The following is a 17,551-nucleotide window of genomic DNA, read 5'->3' on the forward strand; positions in this document are numbered from 1 at the left end:
CCCTAGGCTGAGCGAGCCGGGCCTCCCGGTGCGTCATCCTTCAGGGATGAGAGGCCGAACTTGGCCCGGGCGGCCGGGGTGACCGGGGTGAAGAAGTTGACGAGGTTGCCGTCGGGGTCGCGGACGACCAGGGAGCGGTTGCCCCACGGCATCGTCGTCGGGGCGAGGACGGCCTGCGGCAGCTTCCCGTACGTCGCGTCGACATCGGGGACGAGGAACTCGACGATCACGGAGCCGGTGCCGGTGGCCGGGGTGAGCCAGGGGGCCGTCTTCTCGCTGCCGATGGCCAGGGTGGCGCCCTCGGTGGTGATCTCGGCGAAGTCCGGGGTGGCCCAGGTCGCGGTGGCTCCGGTGGCCCGCTCGTAGAAGGCGACGAGGCGATTGACGTCGGCCGTGATGATGCGCAGTGAGGTGAGGTTCATGCGGTCGACGCTAGAGCCAATACCGGACAGGTTCCGCCCGGTATTGTCGGCGGTGTGGCCCGGCCGACAGCTCACGTGCTGACCCTGCTCGAGTTGCTGCAGTCGGGTGGGGTGCGGCGGGCGGCCGAGCTGGCCGACTGGCTCGGCGTGGACGAGCGGACCGTACGCCGCTACGTCGAGCATCTCGTCGAGCTGGACATCCCGGTCGAGTCGGTCCGCGGGCGGTACGGCGGTTACCGGCTCGCCCGGGGCTACCGCGTGCCGCCGCTGATGTTCACCGACGACGAGGCCCTGGCCGTGCTCCTCGGGCTGGTGGCGGGCCGCCGGGCCGGGCTGATCGGAATGGCCGACGAGACCGCCTCGGCCAAGCTCCGGCGGGTGCTGCCGCAGCGGCTCGCGAGCCGGGTCGAGAGCGTGCTGGAGATCCTCACCTTCACGGCGACGCAGCGTGCACCGGTCACTCCGGGCACGGCGACGCTGCTCGCGATCGCGGACGCGGTCCGTCACCGCCGCCCCGTCACCTTCCGCTACACCGCTGGAGACGGTCGCCGCAGCGAGCGCACGCTTCATCCGTACGGCCTGGTCGCCCACTCAGGGCGTTGGTATGTCCGCGGCAGTGACCCGGCACTGGCCGAGGAAAGAACTTTCCGCCTGGACCGGATGGCCGATGTGCGGCCGCTGCCCGGCACCTTCGAGGCGCCACCGGGATACGACCCGGCGGCCGAGGTGCTGACCGGGCTGGCCCGAGCCGGCTACCGCCACCACGTGCGACTGCGCATCCAGGCCACCGAGGAGCAGATCCGCGCTCGATTCCCGGCCGCCCTCGCCGTCCTGACCGCGGCGCCGGGCGGCTGGTTCACCGTCGAGATCCGCGCCGAACAGCTCGACTGGATCCCCCGCGTGCTGGCCGCGCTCGACCGCCCGTTCGCCATCGAGGAGCCCGAGGAGCTGCGCGGCCTCGTGACCGCCCTCGCCGCCCGCCTCACAAATTTTTCCAGTGGTGGGATGTAACCGGCTCCGGGGGAGCGGTGTGTTCTCCAGTGTGCAAGCACCGACGGAAAGCGGGGACCATGGCGGGCCGGGACAGCGCCGACTTCGACGACTTCTACACAGCGGCGGTACGGCGCGTCGTGCTCTACCTGTACGCCGCCTGCGGGGATCGGGCCGAAGCCCAGGACCTCGCCCAGGAGGCGTTCGCGCGGGCGTGGCAGCACTGGCCGAAGGTGTCCGGCTATGAGGATCCCGAGGCGTGGGTGCGCACGGTCGCGTGGCGCCTGATGGCCAACCGCTGGCGGGGTCTGCGGCGCCGGCTGGCCGCCCGGACCCGGATGGGCCCGCCACCCGAGGCCACCGCGGGCCCCTCACCGGACCGGGTGGCCGTGACCGGCGCGCTGCAGCGGCTGCCGGTGGCGCAGCGTCAGGTCATCGCGTTGCACTACCTGCTCGACATGCCGGTCCAGGAGATCGCCGACACCACCGGCGTCCCCGTGGGCACGGTCAAGGTCCGGCTGTCCCGGGCCCGGGCCGCGCTCGGCCGGCTGCTCACCGAAGACGACGAGGAGACCCGCAATGTCACGTCAGCTCCCTGACCACTTCAAAGACCTTGATGCGGAGGTACGCGGGATCGAGGTGCTCCCGGCCGCGGAGATCCGGGCCCGCGGCCGCCGCCGGAGCCGTCGCCAGATGACCGCCATGGTGGCAGCGGGCGCGGCCGTCGTGGCCACAGCGGGCGTCACCGCGGCGTGGCCCCGCGACCACCCGGTCCCTGCCGGCGACCCGGTCGCGGCTCAACCCACGACCGTTCCCGGAGTCCCCTGCGATCTCTCCCTGCCGAAGAGCCCGTCCGACGTCCGGATCCGGGTCCTCATCGGCGGCGCCCGAGGCGGCCTGACCGTCGTCGCGACCGGCGATCTGCGCGCCCGCGGCTTCACGGTGATCGACGGCCCGGCCGGCCCGGCCACCGCGCTCGCGGCCACTCTCCGCTACGGCCCCAGCACCATCGGCGCGGCGGCCCTGGTCCGAGCCGAGATCCACGGCGAGGTCTCCATGGGCTTCGACCCGACCCGCACCGACGAGACCCTCGACCTGAGCCTCGGCACCGCCTACACCCGCCTGGCCACCCCCACCGAGATCAACCAGAACCTGGTCACCGCGGGCGAGCCGTCGGCCCCGCCGGAGTGCTCGTCCCTCGCCTCGCCCCGTTGACCGGCCGCACCGCAACAGCGGCCTGGAGATCCCCGGTTACCGTGGATCTCCAGGGAGGGTGCATGAGCGAGCAGGAGAACCTGTGGCTGCGCCAGGTGGCGGCGAACCCGGGGCATTCGCAGTGGTACATCAAGCGGTTCCAGGACATGGCCGCGCGGGGCGTTGATCTGAACGGCGAGGCCCGGATGATCGACGCGATGGTGCCGCGCGGAGCGCGAATCCTGGACGCGGGCTGCGGCACCGGCCGGGTCGGCGGGCATCTGGCCGAGCTGGGCCACGAGGTGGTGGGGATCGATCTCGACCCGGAGCTGATCGCCGCCGCCGAGAAGGACCACCCCGGGGCGACCTGGCTGGTGGGCGATCTGTCGGAGGCGGCGATCCCCGGCGAGTTCGACGTCATCGTCTGCGCCGGGAACGTGATGACCTTCGTGGCGCCGTCGACCCGGCCGGCCATCCTGCGGCGCTTCCGGGAGCACGCCCGGGGCCGCGTGGTGATCGGCTTCGGGGCCGGCCGCGGTTACGAGTTCGACGATTTCCGGGCCGACGCGGCCGCCGCCGGGCTTCGCCCCGACCTGCTGCTGGGCACCTGGGATCTGCGCCCGTTCGCCGCCGACTCGGATTTCCTGGTCGCCGTGCTCACCCCGGGCAATTGACAATGGCCAATGCGGAAGGTGAGGTGATGAGCGACATCCTTCGATGAAGCAGGGGGTTCGATGTCGTTCCGGCCTCGGTGGGCGGCGGTTGCTGCCGCCTTATTGCTGATTGTCATTCCGGTTCCGCGCGCGGCCGAGGCCGCGCCGGGCGTGTCCCTCGACGCCGGGGAGCCGGCGCTCATCCGCTTCCGCCTGCCGGACGAGGCCATGCTGCAGCGTCTCGTCGCTGGCGGCGAGGACCTCGCCGCCCGGCCCCGCACGGTCGAGGGGGCGGTCCTCGCGGACATCGTCGTCGACCAGGCGCGGCTGGCCGCGCTGACCGCCCAGGGCGCCGTGCCCGTGCAGGTGATCCAGCGCGCGTCGGCGCCCGCCCGGGCCCAGCGCCTCGCGGTGCAGCAGGCCGACACGCTGCAGTTCCTGCAGGCCTACTGGTGGACCAGCAACGGCCAGACGTTCGTGCAGACGCAGGTCGCCACCACCGCTACGGACGACCCCGACGTGGAGATCACGGTCACGTGGCGTACGGCCGACGGCGCCACCGGATCGTTCCCGCTGATCCGCTTCGAGGACTCGGGGGAGTACCAGTACCACTACGCTCTGCCGCAGCCCGTGCCGTCGCGGCCGGTGCAGGTGACCGCCACCTCCAGCCTCGGCGGGACGTCGCGCGCGGCCACCCCGGCGGTCTGGCCCGGCGCCACCCCGCCGGCGCTGCCCAGCGGCTACCAGAAGGACTTCGTGGCCGCCTACATGACGCCGGTCGACATCAAGGCCCGCATCAAGCGCCTGGCCCGGCAGTACCCGAAGCTGGTCGACGTGCTCAACCTGCCCAACAAGACCCAGGGCTACCGGCGTACGGCCGTCGCCTATCTCGGTGATCCCAACGCCGCCGCGGTGGTCGTGGAGTCGGTCGCCTACGGCGATCAGGGCATGAACGGCGTCCAGGTCCGCACCGTCGATCCGGGCGCGGCCAACCGCCCACTCTCCGCCACCTACCGGGACCGCGTCCTGACCGTGCGTCTCGCCACCGACACCACCGGGAAGACCATCAGCACCACCGATGACGTCGCCGCGTTCATCTCCGCCCGCTACCCACAGCGATTCCGGGCGGTGGTCGAGGAGGGCTCGGCCGGCCTGCCCATGCCGGTCGCCGGGCCGGCCCGCCTCGACGACGGGCTGCTCGGCACCGAGGTCCCCGAGGGCCCGTGGACGGTGCAGGCGCTGCGGATCGGCAAGGTGCGTGACGGATCCCGGCCGGGCGTCCTCGCCTACAGCCAGGAACATGCCCGCGAGTGGGCGACCCCGCTGGTCACCCTGGAGTTCGCCGAGCGGCTGCTGGCCAATTACGCCACCGACCCGGCCACCCGGCAGCTGGTCGACGACGTCGACATCTTCATCATCCCGACCGTCAACCCCGACGGCGCCAACTACTCGTTCAACGACTTCAATTTCCAGCGCAAGAACCTGGTCAACCACTGCACCGGTACGAGTCGTGACCCGCGCTACCGCAATTCGTGGGGGGTGGACGTCAACCGCAATTACACGGTCGGCTCCTACTTCGACGGCTATGTCGGGGCCAGTGCCAACTGCCTTTCCGGGACGTACGCGGGCACGGCCGAACTGTCCGAGGCGGAGAGCCGCAACGTGATCGCCCTGGCCAAGGCCCACCCCAACATCAACCTGGCCATGAACGTGCACAGCTACGGCGGCTACTTCATGTGGCCGCCCGGCGCCTACAAGGCGGACGGCCGCGTCACCCTGCCCCGCCCGTCGATCGACGAGTCGAAGTTCTTCCTCGACTCGGCCCGCCGCATCGTCGGCGCCATCGCCACCGAACGCGGCACCGTCACCTGGCCCTCCTACACCGGCCCGGTCGCCGACGTCCTCTACTCGGCCGCCGGCAACTCGGCCGACCAGCTCTACTACGAGCTCGGCATCGACGCCTGGGACTTCGAGGTCGGCAACGACCGCTGGAACGACACCACCCAGCAGTGGGAGGGCGTCGGCTTCCAGCCGCCGTTCGACGAGGCCCACGCCGAGTCCCAGGAGTACGCCAACGGCCTGCTCGAGCTGGTCCGCGTGGCCCGCGACCGCGCCGCCGCCGAACGGTAGACGGCCGGGCCCGCCCCCGGCATGAGGGGGCGGGCCCGGTCAGGACAGCTCGGGATCGTCGAAAACGACCTCGGCCAGCGGGCTGCCGGCCAGCCACTCCGCGACGGAGGTCGGCCGCCCGATGCGGGCGGGATCGTGCGGCTGGTTCAGGTCGGCGACGAAGTGCTCGAACGCTCGGCGTCGCTCCCGCTCCTCAGTGATGATCCGCGCCGTGGCCGGCAGGTCGGCGTGGACGCCGTGCTTGAGGTGGAAGGTCAGGCGCGGGTGGGCCGCCAGGTTGGCGAGCCAGTCCCGGCGGCCGGGCAGGCCGCTGAGATGGACGCGATCCTCGAACCGGTAGAACCAGGTCTCGATCCGGCGCGGCCGGCCGGTGCGCGCCCCGGTGGTGGTGATGTCCACCGTCCGCTGCCGGGCGCTGGAGGCCGGGCCGAGGGCGAGGGCCCGGCGGATGGCATCCAGGTCCGGCCCGGCGCCGGTCACTGTTGCTCCGTCGGCAGGATGCGTACCTCGGCGACCGCCACGTGCCGGGGCCGGGTCACCATGAACGTGACCGCTTCGGCGACGTCGTGGGCCTGCAACGTCTCGAGGGAGTCGTACCAGGCCTGCTGGGTCTCGCGGACGCCGTCGCGGATGTGGTCGGTCAGTTCGGTGCGCACCGCGCCCGGCTCCTGCTCGACCAGGTGGTGCCCGCCCGTCCCGGTGAGGTCGGCCGGGAACATCTCCGCCCGCGCGCCCAGCTCACGCAGCCGCGCCACGTGCGCCTCCATGCGGTCCTGACGGCGGGCGACGAGACCGACGGCGGCGCCCTGTCGTGCGAGATCTTCGGCGATCTGCTGCCCAATGCCGCTGCTGGCCCCGGTGACCAGCGCCACCGTGCCCGCGAGGAATGTCGATTGCATGTCAGCTCCTTAGATACGAACTGGTTCGTATCGAACGTACGCCCAAACGAACTGGTTCGTATAGCCTGGGTGACGTGGACCGCACCGAAGCCAGCAAGCGCCGCCTGCTCGATGCCGCCGCCGACGAGTTCGCCGCCCACGGCATCGCCGGCGCCCGGGTCGACCGCATCTCGCAGCAGGCGAGGGTCAGCAAGAACCAGATGTACGCGTACTACGGCAGCAAGGACGACCTGTTCGCGGCGGTCCTGGCCGACGTCGTCCAGGGCGTCGTCGACCAGGTCCCGCTGGACGCCGCGGACCTCCCCGGCTACGCCGTCCGCCTGTACGACGAGTATCTGCAACGCCCGCAGACGGTCCGCCTGTCCATGTGGGCCCGCCTGGAGGTCACCCAGGACGGCCCGCTCTTCCCACCCGACCCCACGAAGATCGAGGCCGTGGAGCAGGCCCAGAAGACCGGCGCCGTACGCCCCGACATCCCCGCCGCCGACGTGCACGCCCTGGTCATCGCCCTGGCCCTGGCCTGGTCCCCGACCAGCCTGATCCACGCCGCCACCCGGCACGACCCGCCGGACGACCACCAGCGCCGCCGCACAAGCCTGGCCGCCGCCGTCCGCGGAGCCGTCAGCGCCCGCTAAGCGCCAAGCTCGTCCCAGGCCACTTCCCGCCAGGCCCGCCACAGCAGCTCGGTCAGGGCCGCGTGCCCGGCCAGTTTCACGCCGTCGACGCTGCCGATCGGCTGGGCCGGGCATTGCGAGTTCGCCGCGGCCGCGGCCCGCATCTCGCGCAGCGCCCCCCGGGTGACCGTGCGCGCCTCCGTCAGGACGCCGAGCTTCTCCAGCCCGAGCCGCAACACCTGCATGGTGACGCCGGTCAGCATCGGTGCCTCGGGCCAGATCACCCGCTCGCCGTCCCAGAACACGACGTTCCACACCGTGCCCTCCCGCACCGCACCGTCGGAACCGACGAAGAGCGCGTCGTCGAACCCCGCCCGGCGCGCCTCGAGCTGGTGGTACGTCAGCCCCAGCGTCGCCACATGCTTCAGCTCGGGCAGCTCCCGCTCGTACACCACGCTCCGCACCCGCAGCGGCGGCCGCCCGTCCTCCGGTACCGGATCCGACACCGACACCATCACGTCGGGCCCCGGCAGCACGGTCACCCGCACCGACGCGTCCGGCCGTTCCCCGAGCGCGTGCCGGATGAATTCCACCACTGCTTCATCAGCCGGCGGCACGTCGCCCGGGAACAACACTGCCGACGCTTCGCGCAGCCGCCGCAGGTGAAACCCCAGCCCAGCGACCGCCCCACCACGAACCTGCATCGACGTGAAGTGCCCGTAGTTCCAGGTCGCCGCCCGATGCACCGCCTCCACCGAGGCACCCGCACCATTGATCTCCACGTGAGTCATGCCGTCCACAGTGATCGACGGCTTCCCGCCCAGATCACCGGGCTACGTCCGGTGCGCTACCGTCGGGCCAATGTTCGACGGACGTGGATTCGAGGCGGCCGAGCAGATGGTCGACGACTGGCAGGAGGGCTTCGAGCGGCGTGCCGCGCAGGCCCGCGAGCTCGCTGCCCGCATGGAAGGGCTGCGGGCCACCGGGCGCAGCCCCGACGGATTGGTCGAAGTGACGGTGGGCCGCGCGGGCGAGCTGACCGGCCTCCATCTGGACGAGGACATCCGGCGCCAGCCGGCATCCACGACGGAGCGGGAAATCCTCGCCGCTGTGTCTGCCGCCCGGACCGCCTTGGCCGAGAAGGTTCGGCATGCGGTCGACGACACGCTCGGTGCCGACACGGAGTCGGGCCGCGCGATCCTGGCCGGCTACGAAGCGGACCGTCCGGAGTGAGCGGGGAGTTCTCCGTTCGCCCGGCCGACCTCGCCGCGCACGGTGGTCATGTCGAGGATGTGGCCGGACAAGTGGACGAGGCGGCCGCGGCGGGCCGCGCGGTTCAGGCTGATGCCGGAGCGTACGGCCGGCTCTGCGCCATGGTCCCGGCGATGCTCAACGTGCTGCAGAGCGTGCTGGTCGACGGCATCGGCGACAGCGCCGGGAGCCTGCGCGACACCGGAGCCAAGCTGCGGGCGACGGCCGAACACTACGACAGCACCGACCAGGCGAGTGCCGACGCGATCACGCGCAGCGGGCCGGCGAGGTGACGGCGAATCCGCTCGTCGCCGTCCCATCGGCGAGCGGCCCGGGCGCGTGGGCCGGCGTCGCGATCGCCGAGGACATCGAGCAGATCGTCCAAGGCGTACGGAACGGCTCGTGGATCGATGGCGCCCTCGGCGCCGCCGGCGCGGGCCTGGACGCCCTGGCCCTGGTCTCCGACCCCGCCGGCGCGCTGCTCCAGTACGGCATCGCGTGGCTGATGGAGCACGTCAAGCCGCTGTCCGAGGCGCTGGACTGGCTGGCTGGTGACCCCGGGCAGATCTCGGCCCACGCCCAGACGTGGCGGAACCTGGCCGGCCGCCTGGCCGACGAGGCCGACGAGCTCATCGGGTTCGTCAACTGGGACGTCAGCGAATGGACCGGCGGCGCCGCCGACACCTACCGCACCCATGCCGGCCGGCGGGCCGACACCTTGCGCGCACTCGGGCACGCATCCGACGGTATGGCGCTGATGACCGAGGGCGCCGGCCTGCTGATCGGCACGGTCCGCATCATGGTCCGCGACGGCATCGCGACCCTGGTGTCCCGCCTGGTCGTCTACGCGGCCGAACTGGTCGCCTCGCTCGGCGTCGCCACCCCGCTCGTAGTGGAGCAGGTCACCACGCTCTGCGCCTCGTGGGCCGCGCGGATCGGCCGCTGGCTCAAGCAGTTGATCTCCAGTCTGCGCCGCCTGGGCACGGCCATGGAGCAGCTGGGTGCCAAGATCCGCGACCTGCGGGCCACCCGCCGCGGCGAGACCGACATGGGCAAGCGCTCGGACTGGGCCAAGAGGGATCCGGCTGATCATCCGCGGCCACCGGCGCGGACGCCAGACAGTCACCTGCCGTCGGGTGATCCGGTCTATCACGGGCCTACCAGCACGGCCGTCGGGTACGACGGCCGGACCATGCTCAACTTCGACAAGGTTCAGCCAGAGCCGGGATACCACGATGTCGTCGTGCACGGCGAGCGCAACGGGTTGGTGCGGCCCGGGGTGATCGGTGAGGACGGCGCCGACCATCCGGGCACCTTCACGCATCCGAACCAGGTCGCGGAGGCGGTCCGGAGCAACCCCAACTACACGGGCGGCCCGGTACGTCTCGTGGTCTGCCACAGCGGAACGGTGGACCCCGCCGCAGACTCCCTGCCGGTCGGCCAACAGATGGCGGACTCGCTGGGTGTGCCGGTCGCGGCGCCGACGAATGCCGTCGGGGTCAACCGGTACGGTGCAGCTCAACAGGTGCCGTCGATCCGTGACGGGGGCACCTGGGTGACGTTCTATCCGCAGCACACTGACTGAGGTGCCGATGGTGAAGACAGCGGGGATGTTCGTCGAGCTGAGTCAGGGGATGCATCCTGAGCCGCCGCAGAGCATCCGGGACAACATCGGGGCGGAGGAACTGCCGGACGCTCCTCAGGTGGTCGCCTACCTCAACGCCGGGCACCCTCTTATCGACATGATGGATATCGAGGACGACCCGCTGGAGCCCGAGCGCCAGGTGCTCAACGGCAGCTCGATCCTCACCGACGGTGAGTGGCTGTGGCGACTGGATTTCGGCTACTACGTGCGCCGCCATCAGGTCATCGTGCCGGAGGAGTTGCTGCAGTCCATCCGTGCGAACAGCTATGTCGTCCCGGATGTCACCGTGGAAAGGCTGACGGAGTTGGCGGCCACCGCGCAGAAACTGGCTTTCGGCCCGAACGGTGGCGTTCCGTGGCCGGGTCAGAGCTGAGCCGTCCGGCGTCACGCGGAGCTGACCCGCGGTGTGGTCAAGCGAGCGGCACCAGACGCGACTGGATGCTGACCGCGGCCGCGCCGCGGGCCCATTCCTCGAAGGGCAACGGCCGGATGACAAGCGGGCAGTCCGCGGCGGCGCCGAAGGCCTGGCGTTCGAAGCCGGCCCGGATGTGCGGCTCGAACAAGTCGTAGGCGGCCAGCCCCTCACCCGAGACCACGATGCGGGCCGGGCCGACCAGGTTGGCCACGGCCGCGATGCCGAGGCCGATGGCCTCGCCGGCGCGGGCGAAGACGGCCGCCACCGTGGGGTCGCCGGCGCGGGCGCGGGTCACGGCCTCGTCGATGGTCCTGGTTCCGGCGGCGGCGACGATGTACGACGTGCCGGCGATCGCCTCGACGCAGCCGCGGCCGCCGCAGTGGCAGGCGGGGCCGGCCGCGTCGACGGTGAGGTGGCCGAGCTCGCCGGCCACGCCGTGCGAGCCGGAGAGGGGGCGGCCGTTGATGACGAGGCCGCAGCCGATGCCGGAGCCGACGGTGACCAGGGCGAACGAGTCGGCCCCGGCGCCCTCGCCGAACCAGTGTTCGGCCGTGGTCAGCGCCTTCACGTCGTTCTCGACGGTCACCGCGAGGCCGGTGGCGGCCGCGGCCAGCTTGCCCAGCGTGACGTTGCGCCAGCGCAGGAACGGTGAGTAGCGGACCAGCCCGGACGCTCGGTCGACGTCGCCGGAGACGGCCAGGCCGAGCCGGCGGGTACGGGCGCGGAAGTCCCGCGGGCCGTCGAGGAGTTCCCCGACCATGGCCGTGATCTCGGCCAGCACGTCGTCGACGTCCGAGCTGTCCAGGGGCCGGTGCGACACGGCCTGGATCTGGGCGGTGAGGTCGCAGACGACGCCGATGAGCTCGTCGCCGGTGAGTTTGATGCCGACGAAGTACTCGCGGTCGGCCTGGACCCGCAGCGGGCTGGCCGGACGGCCGGCGCCGGGGCCGGTACGCTCGGTGGCGTCGAGCTCACTCAGATAGCCGGCGTTGATCAGGGGGCGGGCCGACTTGGTCACGGCCGCCGACGAGAGGCCGAGCCGCCGGGCCAGGCTCACCCGGCTCTGCGGGCCGGAGGTCACCAGGGCGGTCAGGATCGCGGCGGCCGCCGGGGAGGCGGCGAGCACGGCGTCGTCGTCAAACGTGGCCATACCGCGAAAGTCAACCGGAACCATCCCGGTAAAGCTAGGAGTATTAATTAACTTCGTCAAGTATTGATTTAGGCTCGCCATCGCTCATACGCTCGGCGCCACGTCATCCCCGCGACACCGACGGGTAACCACGAGGACTCACATGCACATCACGTACGAACCCGCCTCGCGGCTCTGGCTGCTGACCGGCGACACCAGCGCCTACGCCGTCCGGCTGGACGCCGACGACCGCCTGCGGCACGTGCATTGGGGCCCGCGGATCACGCTCGCCGAGGCCGTCGCGCTGGCCGACGAGATCGCCGATCCGGCCGCCAGCAGCTTCGAGCAGGGCCCGGGCGCGGCCGAGCTGGCCGTCGAGGGCGGCGACCACTTCGGTCCGACCTCCCTGCAGGTACGCCACGCCGACGGCACCCGCGGTATCGAATGGCGATTCATCGGACATGAGACCACCGAGAACCATCTACGCATCGATCTGGCGGACCGGTACTACCCGCTGCGAGTAAGCCTTCACTACAAGATCAAGACAGACGTGCTCGAGCGCTGGACCGAGATCATCAATCACGGCCCGGACCAGCTCGACGTGCAGCGGGCCGATTCCGCCGCCTGGAACGTTCCAAGCCGGGTGAGGTACCGGCTCAGCCACCTCGTCGGCGCCTGGAACAGCGAGTTCCGCCTCCAACGGACCGACCTGCCCACCGCCGAGACCGTGCTGACCAGCCGCCGCGGCGCCACCAGCCACCACGCCAACCCGTGGCTGGCCGTCGACGACGGCACCGCCGGCGAGGAGCAGGGCGAGGTCTGGAGCACCGTGCTCGCCTGGAGCGGCAGCTGGCGGGTCACCCTGCACCGCGACCCCGGCGGCCGCACCGGCTGGACCGGCGGTTTCGGGCACGAGGGGCTGACCTGGACCCTGGAGGCGGGGGAGACGCTGACGACCCCGGTCTTCGCCGGCGTCTACTCCGCGGCCGGCTTCGGAGCGGCGAGCCGCGCCTGGCACGCGTACGTCTCAGATCAGATCTTGACCTATCCCGGCGAGGACCGGCCCGTGCTCTACAACAGCTGGGAGGCGACCGGCTTCGACGTGGACGAGGCCGGGCAGATGGCGCTGGCCGCCCGGGCCGCGAGCGCCGGGGCCGAGCTGTTCGTCATGGACGACGGCTGGTTCGGGCAGCGGCTCAACGACCGGGCCGGCCTGGGGGACTGGGCGCCCAACCCGCGCCGCTTCCCGAACGGCCTGCGCCCGCTGGCCGACGAGGTGCGCCGGCTCGGCATGCGGTTCGGCATCTGGGTCGAGCCGGAGATGGTCAACCCGGACAGCGACCTCTACCGCGCCCACCCCGACTGGGTTCAGCACCACCCCAACCGGCGCCGCACCGAGATGCGCAACCAGCTCGTGCTCAACTTCGCCCGCCCCGACGTCGAGCAGTGGGCGCACGCCTGGCTCGACCGGCTCGTCGGCGAGCTCGACCTCGACTTCCTCAAGTGGGACTTCAACCGGGCCTTCACCGAGGCCGGCCCGGACCGGGTGTATCTCGAGCACACCCGGGCCGTCTACCGCGTGATGGACCGGCTCCGGGCCGACCATCCCGGTCTGCGCATCGAGGCCTGCGCGGGCGGCGGCGGGCGGGCCGACCTGGGGGTGCTGGCCCGCACCGACCAGATCTGGCCGTCGGACAACACCGACCCGGTCGACCGGATCGGCATCCAGCACGGCTTCAGCCAGTACTTCCCGGCCCAGGTGATGAGCGCCTGGGTCACCGACAACCCCAACGTCACCACCGGGCGTACGACTCCGTTGCGCTTCCGCTTCCACGTGTCGATGGCCGGCGTGCTCGGTTTGGGTGGCGACCTCACGACGTGGACCACGGACGAGCTCAAGGAGGCGGCCGAGCACGTCGCCGCGTACAAGCGGATCCGGCCCGTGGTCCAGCACGGCACGGCCTACCGGCTGACCGGCGGCGGCAGTCTCACCGGGGTCCAGTTCGTGCGGGGGGACGAGCACGTGGTGCTCGCTTTCTGCCCCACCCGGCCGTACGGGTACACGCCCGGCCCGCTGCCGTTGCCCGCCGCGCTGCCGGGCGCCGACTACGTCGACCTCGACACCGGCGCCACCTATCCCGGGGCCGTGCTGCGCCTGCGTGGCCTGCCCCTCGACCTGCCCCGCGGCGACCACGCGAGCACCCTGGTCCGGCTGCGCCGGGTGCCGTAGCTACCATCGAGGCATGTCTCTGACCGGGGCCGACGTCGCGCGCTTCGAGGCGTCGCGTCCCCGGCTCGAGGCGATCGCGTACAGGTTGCTGGGCTCGGCCGGGGACGCCGAGGACGCCGTACAGGAAGCCTTTCTGAGGTGGCAGGCCACCGACCCGGCGCGCATCGAGGTGCCCGAGGCGTGGCTGACCAAGGTGCTCACCAACCTGTGCCTCAACCAGCTCACCTCGGCCCGGGCGCGCCGGGAGACGTACGTCGGGCAGTGGCTCCCGGAGCCGTTGCTCGCCGGTGACCCGATGCTCGGGCCGGCCGAGACCGCCGAGCAGCGCGACTCCGTGTCGTACGCGGTCCTGGTCCTCATGGAGCGCCTGACCCCCACCGAGCGCGCCGTCTACGTGCTGCGCGAGGCCTTCGCGTACCCGCACGCCGAGATCGCCGGCATCCTCGACCTCACCGAGGCGGCCAGCCAGCAGCTCTATCACCGGGCCCGCCGGCGCCTGGCCGAGGGCCGGGCCCGCACCCGGGTCGACGAGGCGGCGGCCAAGCGGATCGTCACCGAGTTCCTGGCCGCGGCGACCAGCGGCCGCACCGACGCGCTCGTCCGGCTGCTGACCGACGACGCGACCGGGGTCGGCGACGGCGGCGGCAAGGTGCCCGCCCGCGCCAAGCCGTTCTCGGGCGCGGTGGCGGTCGCGAAGTTCTTCTGGGGCCTGTTCCGGCCCGGCGAGGCCAAGCGGGCCCTGGTCGGCGGCGCACCCGAGATCCACGCCTCGGTGGCCAACGGCGACCCGGCCGTGGTCGCCGTCCTCGACGGGCGCGTCGTCGGCGTCCTCTGCCTGGAGGTCACCCCCGACGGCGTGGCGGCCCTGCGGGCCCAGGGCAACCCCGACAAGCTCGTACGGGCGACTGAGCGCTGGGCGGCCACCGACCACGGCCCGCCGCTCTTCGTCGCCTTCGAGTGACCTGGTTCACGTCAGCTTCCGTTCCGCTGCCCGGTTCAAGAGGCGAACCCGCGCAGAACAAGGAGCGACGCCATGCAGCACCGCATCATCGTCCTCGGAGCCGGATACGCCGGCGCCATCGCCGCCGGCCGCCTCGCCAAGCGCCTCCGCCCGGCCGACGCCGCCATCACCCTCGTCAACGCCGAACCCGACTTCGTCGAACGCGTCCGCAACCACCAACTGGCCACCGGCCAGCGCCTCAAGCCCCGTCCCTTGGCTTCGATGTTCGCGGCCACCGGCGTCTCCGTGCGGATCGCCACGGTCACCGCTATCGACCCCGTCGCCAAGACTGTCGCCCTCTCCGACGGTTCACTGTCGTACGACACCCTCGTCTACGCGCTGGGCAGCGGCTGGAACCCGCAGGGTGTGCCCGGCACGACCGAGCACGCGTACGAGCTCGCCAGCCGCGCCGGCGCGCTGCGTCTCCGCGAACGCCTGGCCGACCTGGGCCCGGGCGGGACCGTCACCGTCGTCGGTGCCGGCCTGACCGGCGTCGAGGCCGCCACCGAGCTGGCCGAGGCCCGCCCCGACCTCGACGTCACCCTGACCGCCCGCGGCGAGCTCGGCGACTGGCTCTCCCCGAAGGGCCGCGCCCACCTGCACCGGGTCGCGAACCGCCTCGGCATCACCGTCCACGAGAACGCCACCGTGACCCGGGTCGCCCCCGACGCGGTGGAGCTGGCCGACGGCCGTACGATCCCCGCCGCCGTGACCGTGTGGACCACCGGCTTCGCCGTACACCCCCTGGCCGCCGCCACCACCCTGGAGACCAGCCCCACCGGCCAGATCATCGTCGACGGCACCATGCGCTCGGTCTCCCACCCCGACGTCTACGCCATCGGCGACGCCGCCCAGGCCCCCGGCGCCGGCGGCAAGCCCCTGCGCATGGCCTGCGCCTCCGGCGTCCCCATGGCCTGGCAGGCCGCCGACACCATCGCCGCCCGCCTGACCGGCGGCAAACTCCCGCACGCCCCGCTGCGGTACTACAACCAGTGCATCTCGCTCGGCCGCAGCGACGGCCTCATCCAGTACGTGACCGCGGACGACCGCGCCGTCTCCGCCGCCCTGACCGGCCGCGCCGCCGCCGTCTACAAAGAACTCGTCTGCAAGGGCGCCTTCTGGGGCGTCGCCAACCCCACCCTCCGCCTGCCCGTCCGCCGCCGCCCGGCCACCCGGCAGTCCGAGGTCCGTACCCTGCTTCCATGACGGGGACGGCGGATGCGCTCGCCTACTACGCGAACGGCTGGTACGCCGGGGGAGAGTCGGGGACGCTCAAGTGGGAGAGCCCGCCCACCCGCTGCGTCGTCGACCTCCCCGGGCGCACGTGGCAGCGATACCTGGAACGCGCCCGGCGGGCCGCTTCCGCCTTCGAGCTCCGCTGGGACACGGCCTTCGCGGAGGTCGTCGAGGGCTGCACGGCCGGGCGGCAACGCACGTGGATCGACCCGCCGATGAAGGACCTCTACCGCCGCCTGCACCTCGCCGGGGCCGCACACTCGGCCGAGGTGTGGCTCGACGGCACTCTGGTGGCCGGGGTGGTCGGCGTCGCCCTGGGCCGCTGGGTCTCCATGGAGACCACATTCCACACCGTCTCCTCATCCGGCCACGCCGCGATCGCCGCCATGGCCGAGCTGGCCGCCCGGCGCGACTGCGTCCTCCTCGACGTCCAGCAGTCCCACCCGTTCACCCGCCGCCTCGGCGGCGTCGAGATCCCCCGCGACGAGTATCTGGAGCTGCTCCACGCCGCCCTGACCCCTTAACTTGGCTATGCGCCCGTTTTTCGGGCGCAGATTGGAGAGCCCGATGACACCTCTCGGCGCGGTGGTGCGGGGCCTGGTGGCCGGCGCGATCGGCACCCTGGCCATGGACACGCTGTTGTACCGCCGATACCGCCGCGGCGGCGGCCAGGACAGCTTCCAGACCTGGGAGTTCTCCGCCACGGTCAAAACCTGGGAGGACGCCCCCGCCCCGGCCCAGGTCGGCCGGCGCCTCTTCGAGGGCCTGTTCCAGCGCAAGCTCGACGAGCGCTACGCCGCCCTGGTCAACAACATCACCCACTGGGGGTACGGAATCGGCGCCGGCGCCGCCTACGGTTTGCTGGCCGGTTCCCTCCGCACCCCGAGCCCCGCCTACGGCCCACCGTTCGGCGCCACCGTCTGGGCCACCAGCTATGTGGTCCTGCCCGCCGCCGGCCTCTACAAGCCCATCTGGCATTACGACCGCAAGACGCTGGCCAAGGACCTGACCGCCCACCTCGTCTACGGCACCACCACCGGCACGGTGTTCCGAACCCTGGCACGGTAGCCACCCCGGCCGCCCACTTCGCATCGGTCCCAGCCGGGCCACCATTCGCGCCCGCGACTGCTTGGCCCGCCTTCGCATCTGCCGTTGCTCAGCGCTTTGGCCGCCTCATGGCCCCCGCTCGGCGCTTCGGTCGGGTCCGTGCGCGGCGTTCTGGTTGGGTTCGTGCGCGTCGCTTCGGGCGGACTCGCGCTCGGCGCTTTGGGCTGGCTCGCGCCTGCCGCTCTGGGCGGGCCCGCGCTCGGCGCTCCAGGCAGGCTCCCGCTCTGGTTGGGGCTGCGCCCGCCGCCCTGGCCAAGCCCGCGCCCGGATGTGCACTCTTGACTTCGAAGTTTCTACTTCGCAGTTTTTACTTCGCACTTCGCGACCGATCCACTCCAAGGCTGGCCTGCATCGGACCGCCCACCGCGGGGCGTGCGTCGGCAGTCGTTCGCGAGAAGGTGTGTAGGCCGCGTCCGTCGGGGTGTGTGGGCCAGCGTCTGTGGGTTTATGCGTGAGCCGGCGTCTGTAGCGGTTGCCGCCGCCCGCCGCCTGCCGCCCGCCGTCCGCGGCCCGCCGCCCCCGGTCCGCCCACCGTCCACGACCCGCCGTCCGCGGCCCGCCGCCCCCGGTCCGCCCACCGTCCACGACCCGCCGTCCGCGGCCCGCCGCCCCCGGTCCGCCCACCGTCCACGACCC

General features: G+C 72.2%; 20 protein-coding genes. 15 read left to right on the forward strand and 5 right to left on the reverse strand.

Annotated features, from left to right (window positions below; translation table 11 throughout):
• Positions 1-2: 2 nt before the first annotated feature.
• Complete coding sequence (locus AB0J66_RS13300) at positions 3-422, reverse strand: VOC family protein (RefSeq protein ID WP_364659423.1); 420 nt, start codon at positions 420-422, stop codon at positions 3-5.
• 54 nt (positions 423-476) lie between these two features.
• On the opposite strand from AB0J66_RS13300, the gene AB0J66_RS13305 reads away from it, so the two are divergent.
• The 5 genes from AB0J66_RS13305 to AB0J66_RS13325 all read left to right on the forward strand — a co-directional run bounded on the left by AB0J66_RS13305 (position 477) and on the right by AB0J66_RS13325 (position 5,389).
• The gene (locus tag AB0J66_RS13305; RefSeq protein WP_364659425.1) at positions 477-1,433 is read left to right on the forward strand and encodes a YafY family protein; all 957 of its coding nucleotides are present in this window, start codon (positions 477-479) and stop codon (positions 1,431-1,433) included.
• A gap of 59 nt (positions 1,434-1,492) precedes the next feature.
• Positions 1,493-2,011, forward strand: coding sequence for a SigE family RNA polymerase sigma factor (locus AB0J66_RS13310; protein ID WP_364659427.1), 519 nt, complete (start codon positions 1,493-1,495; stop codon positions 2,009-2,011).
• The gene (locus AB0J66_RS13315) at positions 1,992-2,627 is read left to right on the forward strand and encodes a LytR C-terminal domain-containing protein (RefSeq protein ID WP_364659429.1); all 636 of its coding nucleotides are present in this window, start codon (positions 1,992-1,994) and stop codon (positions 2,625-2,627) included. Before AB0J66_RS13310 ends, AB0J66_RS13315 begins: the two co-directional genes overlap by 20 nt.
• 62 nt (positions 2,628-2,689) lie before the next feature.
• Positions 2,690-3,280, forward strand: a complete 591-nt coding sequence (locus tag AB0J66_RS13320) for a class I SAM-dependent methyltransferase (RefSeq protein ID WP_364659431.1) — start codon at positions 2,690-2,692, stop codon at positions 3,278-3,280.
• Positions 3,281-3,340: 60 nt separating this feature from the next.
• On the forward strand, positions 3,341-5,389 hold the full coding sequence (locus AB0J66_RS13325) for a M14 family zinc carboxypeptidase (RefSeq protein WP_364659433.1): 2,049 nt from the start codon (positions 3,341-3,343) through the stop codon (positions 5,387-5,389).
• Positions 5,390-5,428: 39 nt separating this feature from the next.
• Here the strand turns inward: AB0J66_RS13325 and AB0J66_RS13330 are convergent, their stop codons facing one another.
• Complete coding sequence (locus tag AB0J66_RS13330) at positions 5,429-5,869, reverse strand: nitroreductase/quinone reductase family protein (RefSeq protein ID WP_364659435.1); 441 nt, start codon at positions 5,867-5,869, stop codon at positions 5,429-5,431.
• A complete protein-coding gene (locus AB0J66_RS13335) occupies positions 5,866-6,288 on the reverse strand; it encodes an SDR family NAD(P)-dependent oxidoreductase (RefSeq protein ID WP_364659437.1) in 423 nt (140 codons plus the stop codon). Before AB0J66_RS13335 ends, AB0J66_RS13330 begins: the two co-directional genes overlap by 4 nt.
• 74 nt (positions 6,289-6,362) lie before the next feature.
• On the opposite strand from AB0J66_RS13335, the gene AB0J66_RS13340 reads away from it, so the two are divergent.
• Positions 6,363-6,923, forward strand: coding sequence for a TetR family transcriptional regulator (locus tag AB0J66_RS13340; protein ID WP_364659439.1), 561 nt, complete (start codon positions 6,363-6,365; stop codon positions 6,921-6,923).
• Here AB0J66_RS13340 and AB0J66_RS13345 read toward each other — a convergent pair.
• Positions 6,920-7,693, reverse strand: a complete 774-nt coding sequence (locus tag AB0J66_RS13345; protein WP_364659441.1) for an aminotransferase class IV — start codon at positions 7,691-7,693, stop codon at positions 6,920-6,922. The genes AB0J66_RS13340 and AB0J66_RS13345 overlap by 4 nt on opposite strands.
• A 70-nt stretch (positions 7,694-7,763) precedes the next feature.
• Here AB0J66_RS13345 and AB0J66_RS13350 point away from each other — a divergent pair, with 70 nt between their 5' ends.
• The 4 genes from AB0J66_RS13350 to AB0J66_RS13365 are packed head-to-tail and all read left to right on the forward strand — an operon-like array spanning position 7,764 to position 10,171.
• On the forward strand, positions 7,764-8,135 hold the full coding sequence (locus AB0J66_RS13350) for a YbaB/EbfC family nucleoid-associated protein (protein WP_364659443.1): 372 nt from the start codon (positions 7,764-7,766) through the stop codon (positions 8,133-8,135).
• Positions 8,132-8,446, forward strand: a complete 315-nt coding sequence (locus AB0J66_RS13355) for a type VII secretion target (protein WP_364659445.1) — start codon at positions 8,132-8,134, stop codon at positions 8,444-8,446. The genes AB0J66_RS13350 and AB0J66_RS13355 overlap by 4 nt, the downstream gene beginning before the upstream one ends.
• Complete coding sequence (locus tag AB0J66_RS13360) at positions 8,443-9,738, forward strand: hypothetical protein (RefSeq protein WP_364659447.1); 1,296 nt, start codon at positions 8,443-8,445, stop codon at positions 9,736-9,738. Before AB0J66_RS13355 ends, AB0J66_RS13360 begins: the two co-directional genes overlap by 4 nt.
• A 1-nt stretch (position 9,739) precedes the next feature.
• Positions 9,740-10,171 carry a hypothetical protein gene (locus tag AB0J66_RS13365; protein ID WP_364659449.1) on the forward strand — a complete coding sequence of 144 codons (432 nt, stop codon included), beginning with the start codon at positions 9,740-9,742 and terminating at the stop codon, positions 10,169-10,171.
• Positions 10,172-10,208: 37 nt separating this feature from the next.
• On the opposite strand, the gene AB0J66_RS13370 is transcribed toward AB0J66_RS13365, so the two are convergent.
• A complete protein-coding gene (locus AB0J66_RS13370) occupies positions 10,209-11,363 on the reverse strand; it encodes an ROK family protein (protein ID WP_364659451.1) in 1,155 nt (384 codons plus the stop codon).
• A 142-nt stretch (positions 11,364-11,505) separates the two neighbouring features.
• On the opposite strand from AB0J66_RS13370, the gene AB0J66_RS13375 reads away from it, so the two are divergent.
• The 5 genes from AB0J66_RS13375 to AB0J66_RS13395 all read left to right on the forward strand — a co-directional run bounded on the left by AB0J66_RS13375 (position 11,506) and on the right by AB0J66_RS13395 (position 16,876).
• The gene (locus AB0J66_RS13375; protein ID WP_364659453.1) at positions 11,506-13,572 is read left to right on the forward strand and encodes an alpha-galactosidase; all 2,067 of its coding nucleotides are present in this window, start codon (positions 11,506-11,508) and stop codon (positions 13,570-13,572) included.
• Between the two features lie 13 nt (positions 13,573-13,585).
• Positions 13,586-14,533, forward strand: coding sequence for an RNA polymerase sigma factor SigJ (sigJ, locus tag AB0J66_RS13380; protein WP_364659455.1), 948 nt, complete (start codon positions 13,586-13,588; stop codon positions 14,531-14,533).
• Positions 14,534-14,605: 72 nt separating this feature from the next.
• Entirely contained in the window at positions 14,606-15,778 is a 1,173-nt protein-coding gene (locus AB0J66_RS13385) for an FAD-dependent oxidoreductase (RefSeq protein WP_364659457.1), read from the forward strand.
• Complete coding sequence (locus AB0J66_RS13390) at positions 15,775-16,332, forward strand: leucyl/phenylalanyl-tRNA--protein transferase (RefSeq protein WP_364659459.1); 558 nt, start codon at positions 15,775-15,777, stop codon at positions 16,330-16,332. The genes AB0J66_RS13385 and AB0J66_RS13390 overlap by 4 nt, the downstream gene beginning before the upstream one ends.
• 43 nt (positions 16,333-16,375) lie before the next feature.
• Positions 16,376-16,876: a hypothetical protein gene (locus AB0J66_RS13395; RefSeq protein WP_364659461.1), complete on the forward strand. Its 501-nt coding sequence runs from the start codon at positions 16,376-16,378 to the stop codon at positions 16,874-16,876.
• Positions 16,877-17,551: the final 675 nt, after the last annotated feature.

The sequence above is a fragment of the Actinoplanes sp. NPDC049598 genome (assembly GCF_040675435.1).
GTDB lineage: Bacteria > Actinomycetota > Actinomycetes > Mycobacteriales > Micromonosporaceae > Actinoplanes.

Excerpts from the sequence above, each read along its gene's own strand:
- AB0J66_RS13335 (WP_364659437.1), bottom strand. The coding sequence starts at position 6,288 with ATGCAATCGACATTCCTCGCGGGCACGGTGGCGCTGGTCACCGGGGCC.
- AB0J66_RS13370 (WP_364659451.1), bottom strand. The coding sequence starts at position 11,363 with ATGGCCACGTTTGACGACGACGCCGTGCTCGCCGCCTCCCCGGCGGCC.
- sigJ (WP_364659455.1), top strand. The coding sequence starts at position 13,586 with ATGTCTCTGACCGGGGCCGACGTCGCGCGCTTCGAGGCGTCGCGTCCC.
- AB0J66_RS13345 (WP_364659441.1), bottom strand. The coding sequence starts at position 7,693 with ATGACTCACGTGGAGATCAATGGTGCGGGTGCCTCGGTGGAGGCGGTG.
- AB0J66_RS13395 (WP_364659461.1), top strand. The coding sequence starts at position 16,376 with ATGACACCTCTCGGCGCGGTGGTGCGGGGCCTGGTGGCCGGCGCGATC.
- AB0J66_RS13375 (WP_364659453.1), top strand. The coding sequence starts at position 11,506 with ATGCACATCACGTACGAACCCGCCTCGCGGCTCTGGCTGCTGACCGGC.
- AB0J66_RS13325 (WP_364659433.1), top strand. The coding sequence starts at position 3,341 with ATGTCGTTCCGGCCTCGGTGGGCGGCGGTTGCTGCCGCCTTATTGCTG.
- AB0J66_RS13350 (WP_364659443.1), top strand. The coding sequence starts at position 7,764 with ATGTTCGACGGACGTGGATTCGAGGCGGCCGAGCAGATGGTCGACGAC.
- AB0J66_RS13315 (WP_364659429.1), top strand. The coding sequence starts at position 1,992 with ATGTCACGTCAGCTCCCTGACCACTTCAAAGACCTTGATGCGGAGGTA.
- AB0J66_RS13385 (WP_364659457.1), top strand. The coding sequence starts at position 14,606 with ATGCAGCACCGCATCATCGTCCTCGGAGCCGGATACGCCGGCGCCATC.
- AB0J66_RS13310 (WP_364659427.1), top strand. The coding sequence starts at position 1,493 with ATGGCGGGCCGGGACAGCGCCGACTTCGACGACTTCTACACAGCGGCG.
- AB0J66_RS13320 (WP_364659431.1), top strand. The coding sequence starts at position 2,690 with ATGAGCGAGCAGGAGAACCTGTGGCTGCGCCAGGTGGCGGCGAACCCG.
- AB0J66_RS13300 (WP_364659423.1), bottom strand. The coding sequence starts at position 422 with ATGAACCTCACCTCACTGCGCATCATCACGGCCGACGTCAATCGCCTC.
- AB0J66_RS13390 (WP_364659459.1), top strand. The coding sequence starts at position 15,775 with ATGACGGGGACGGCGGATGCGCTCGCCTACTACGCGAACGGCTGGTAC.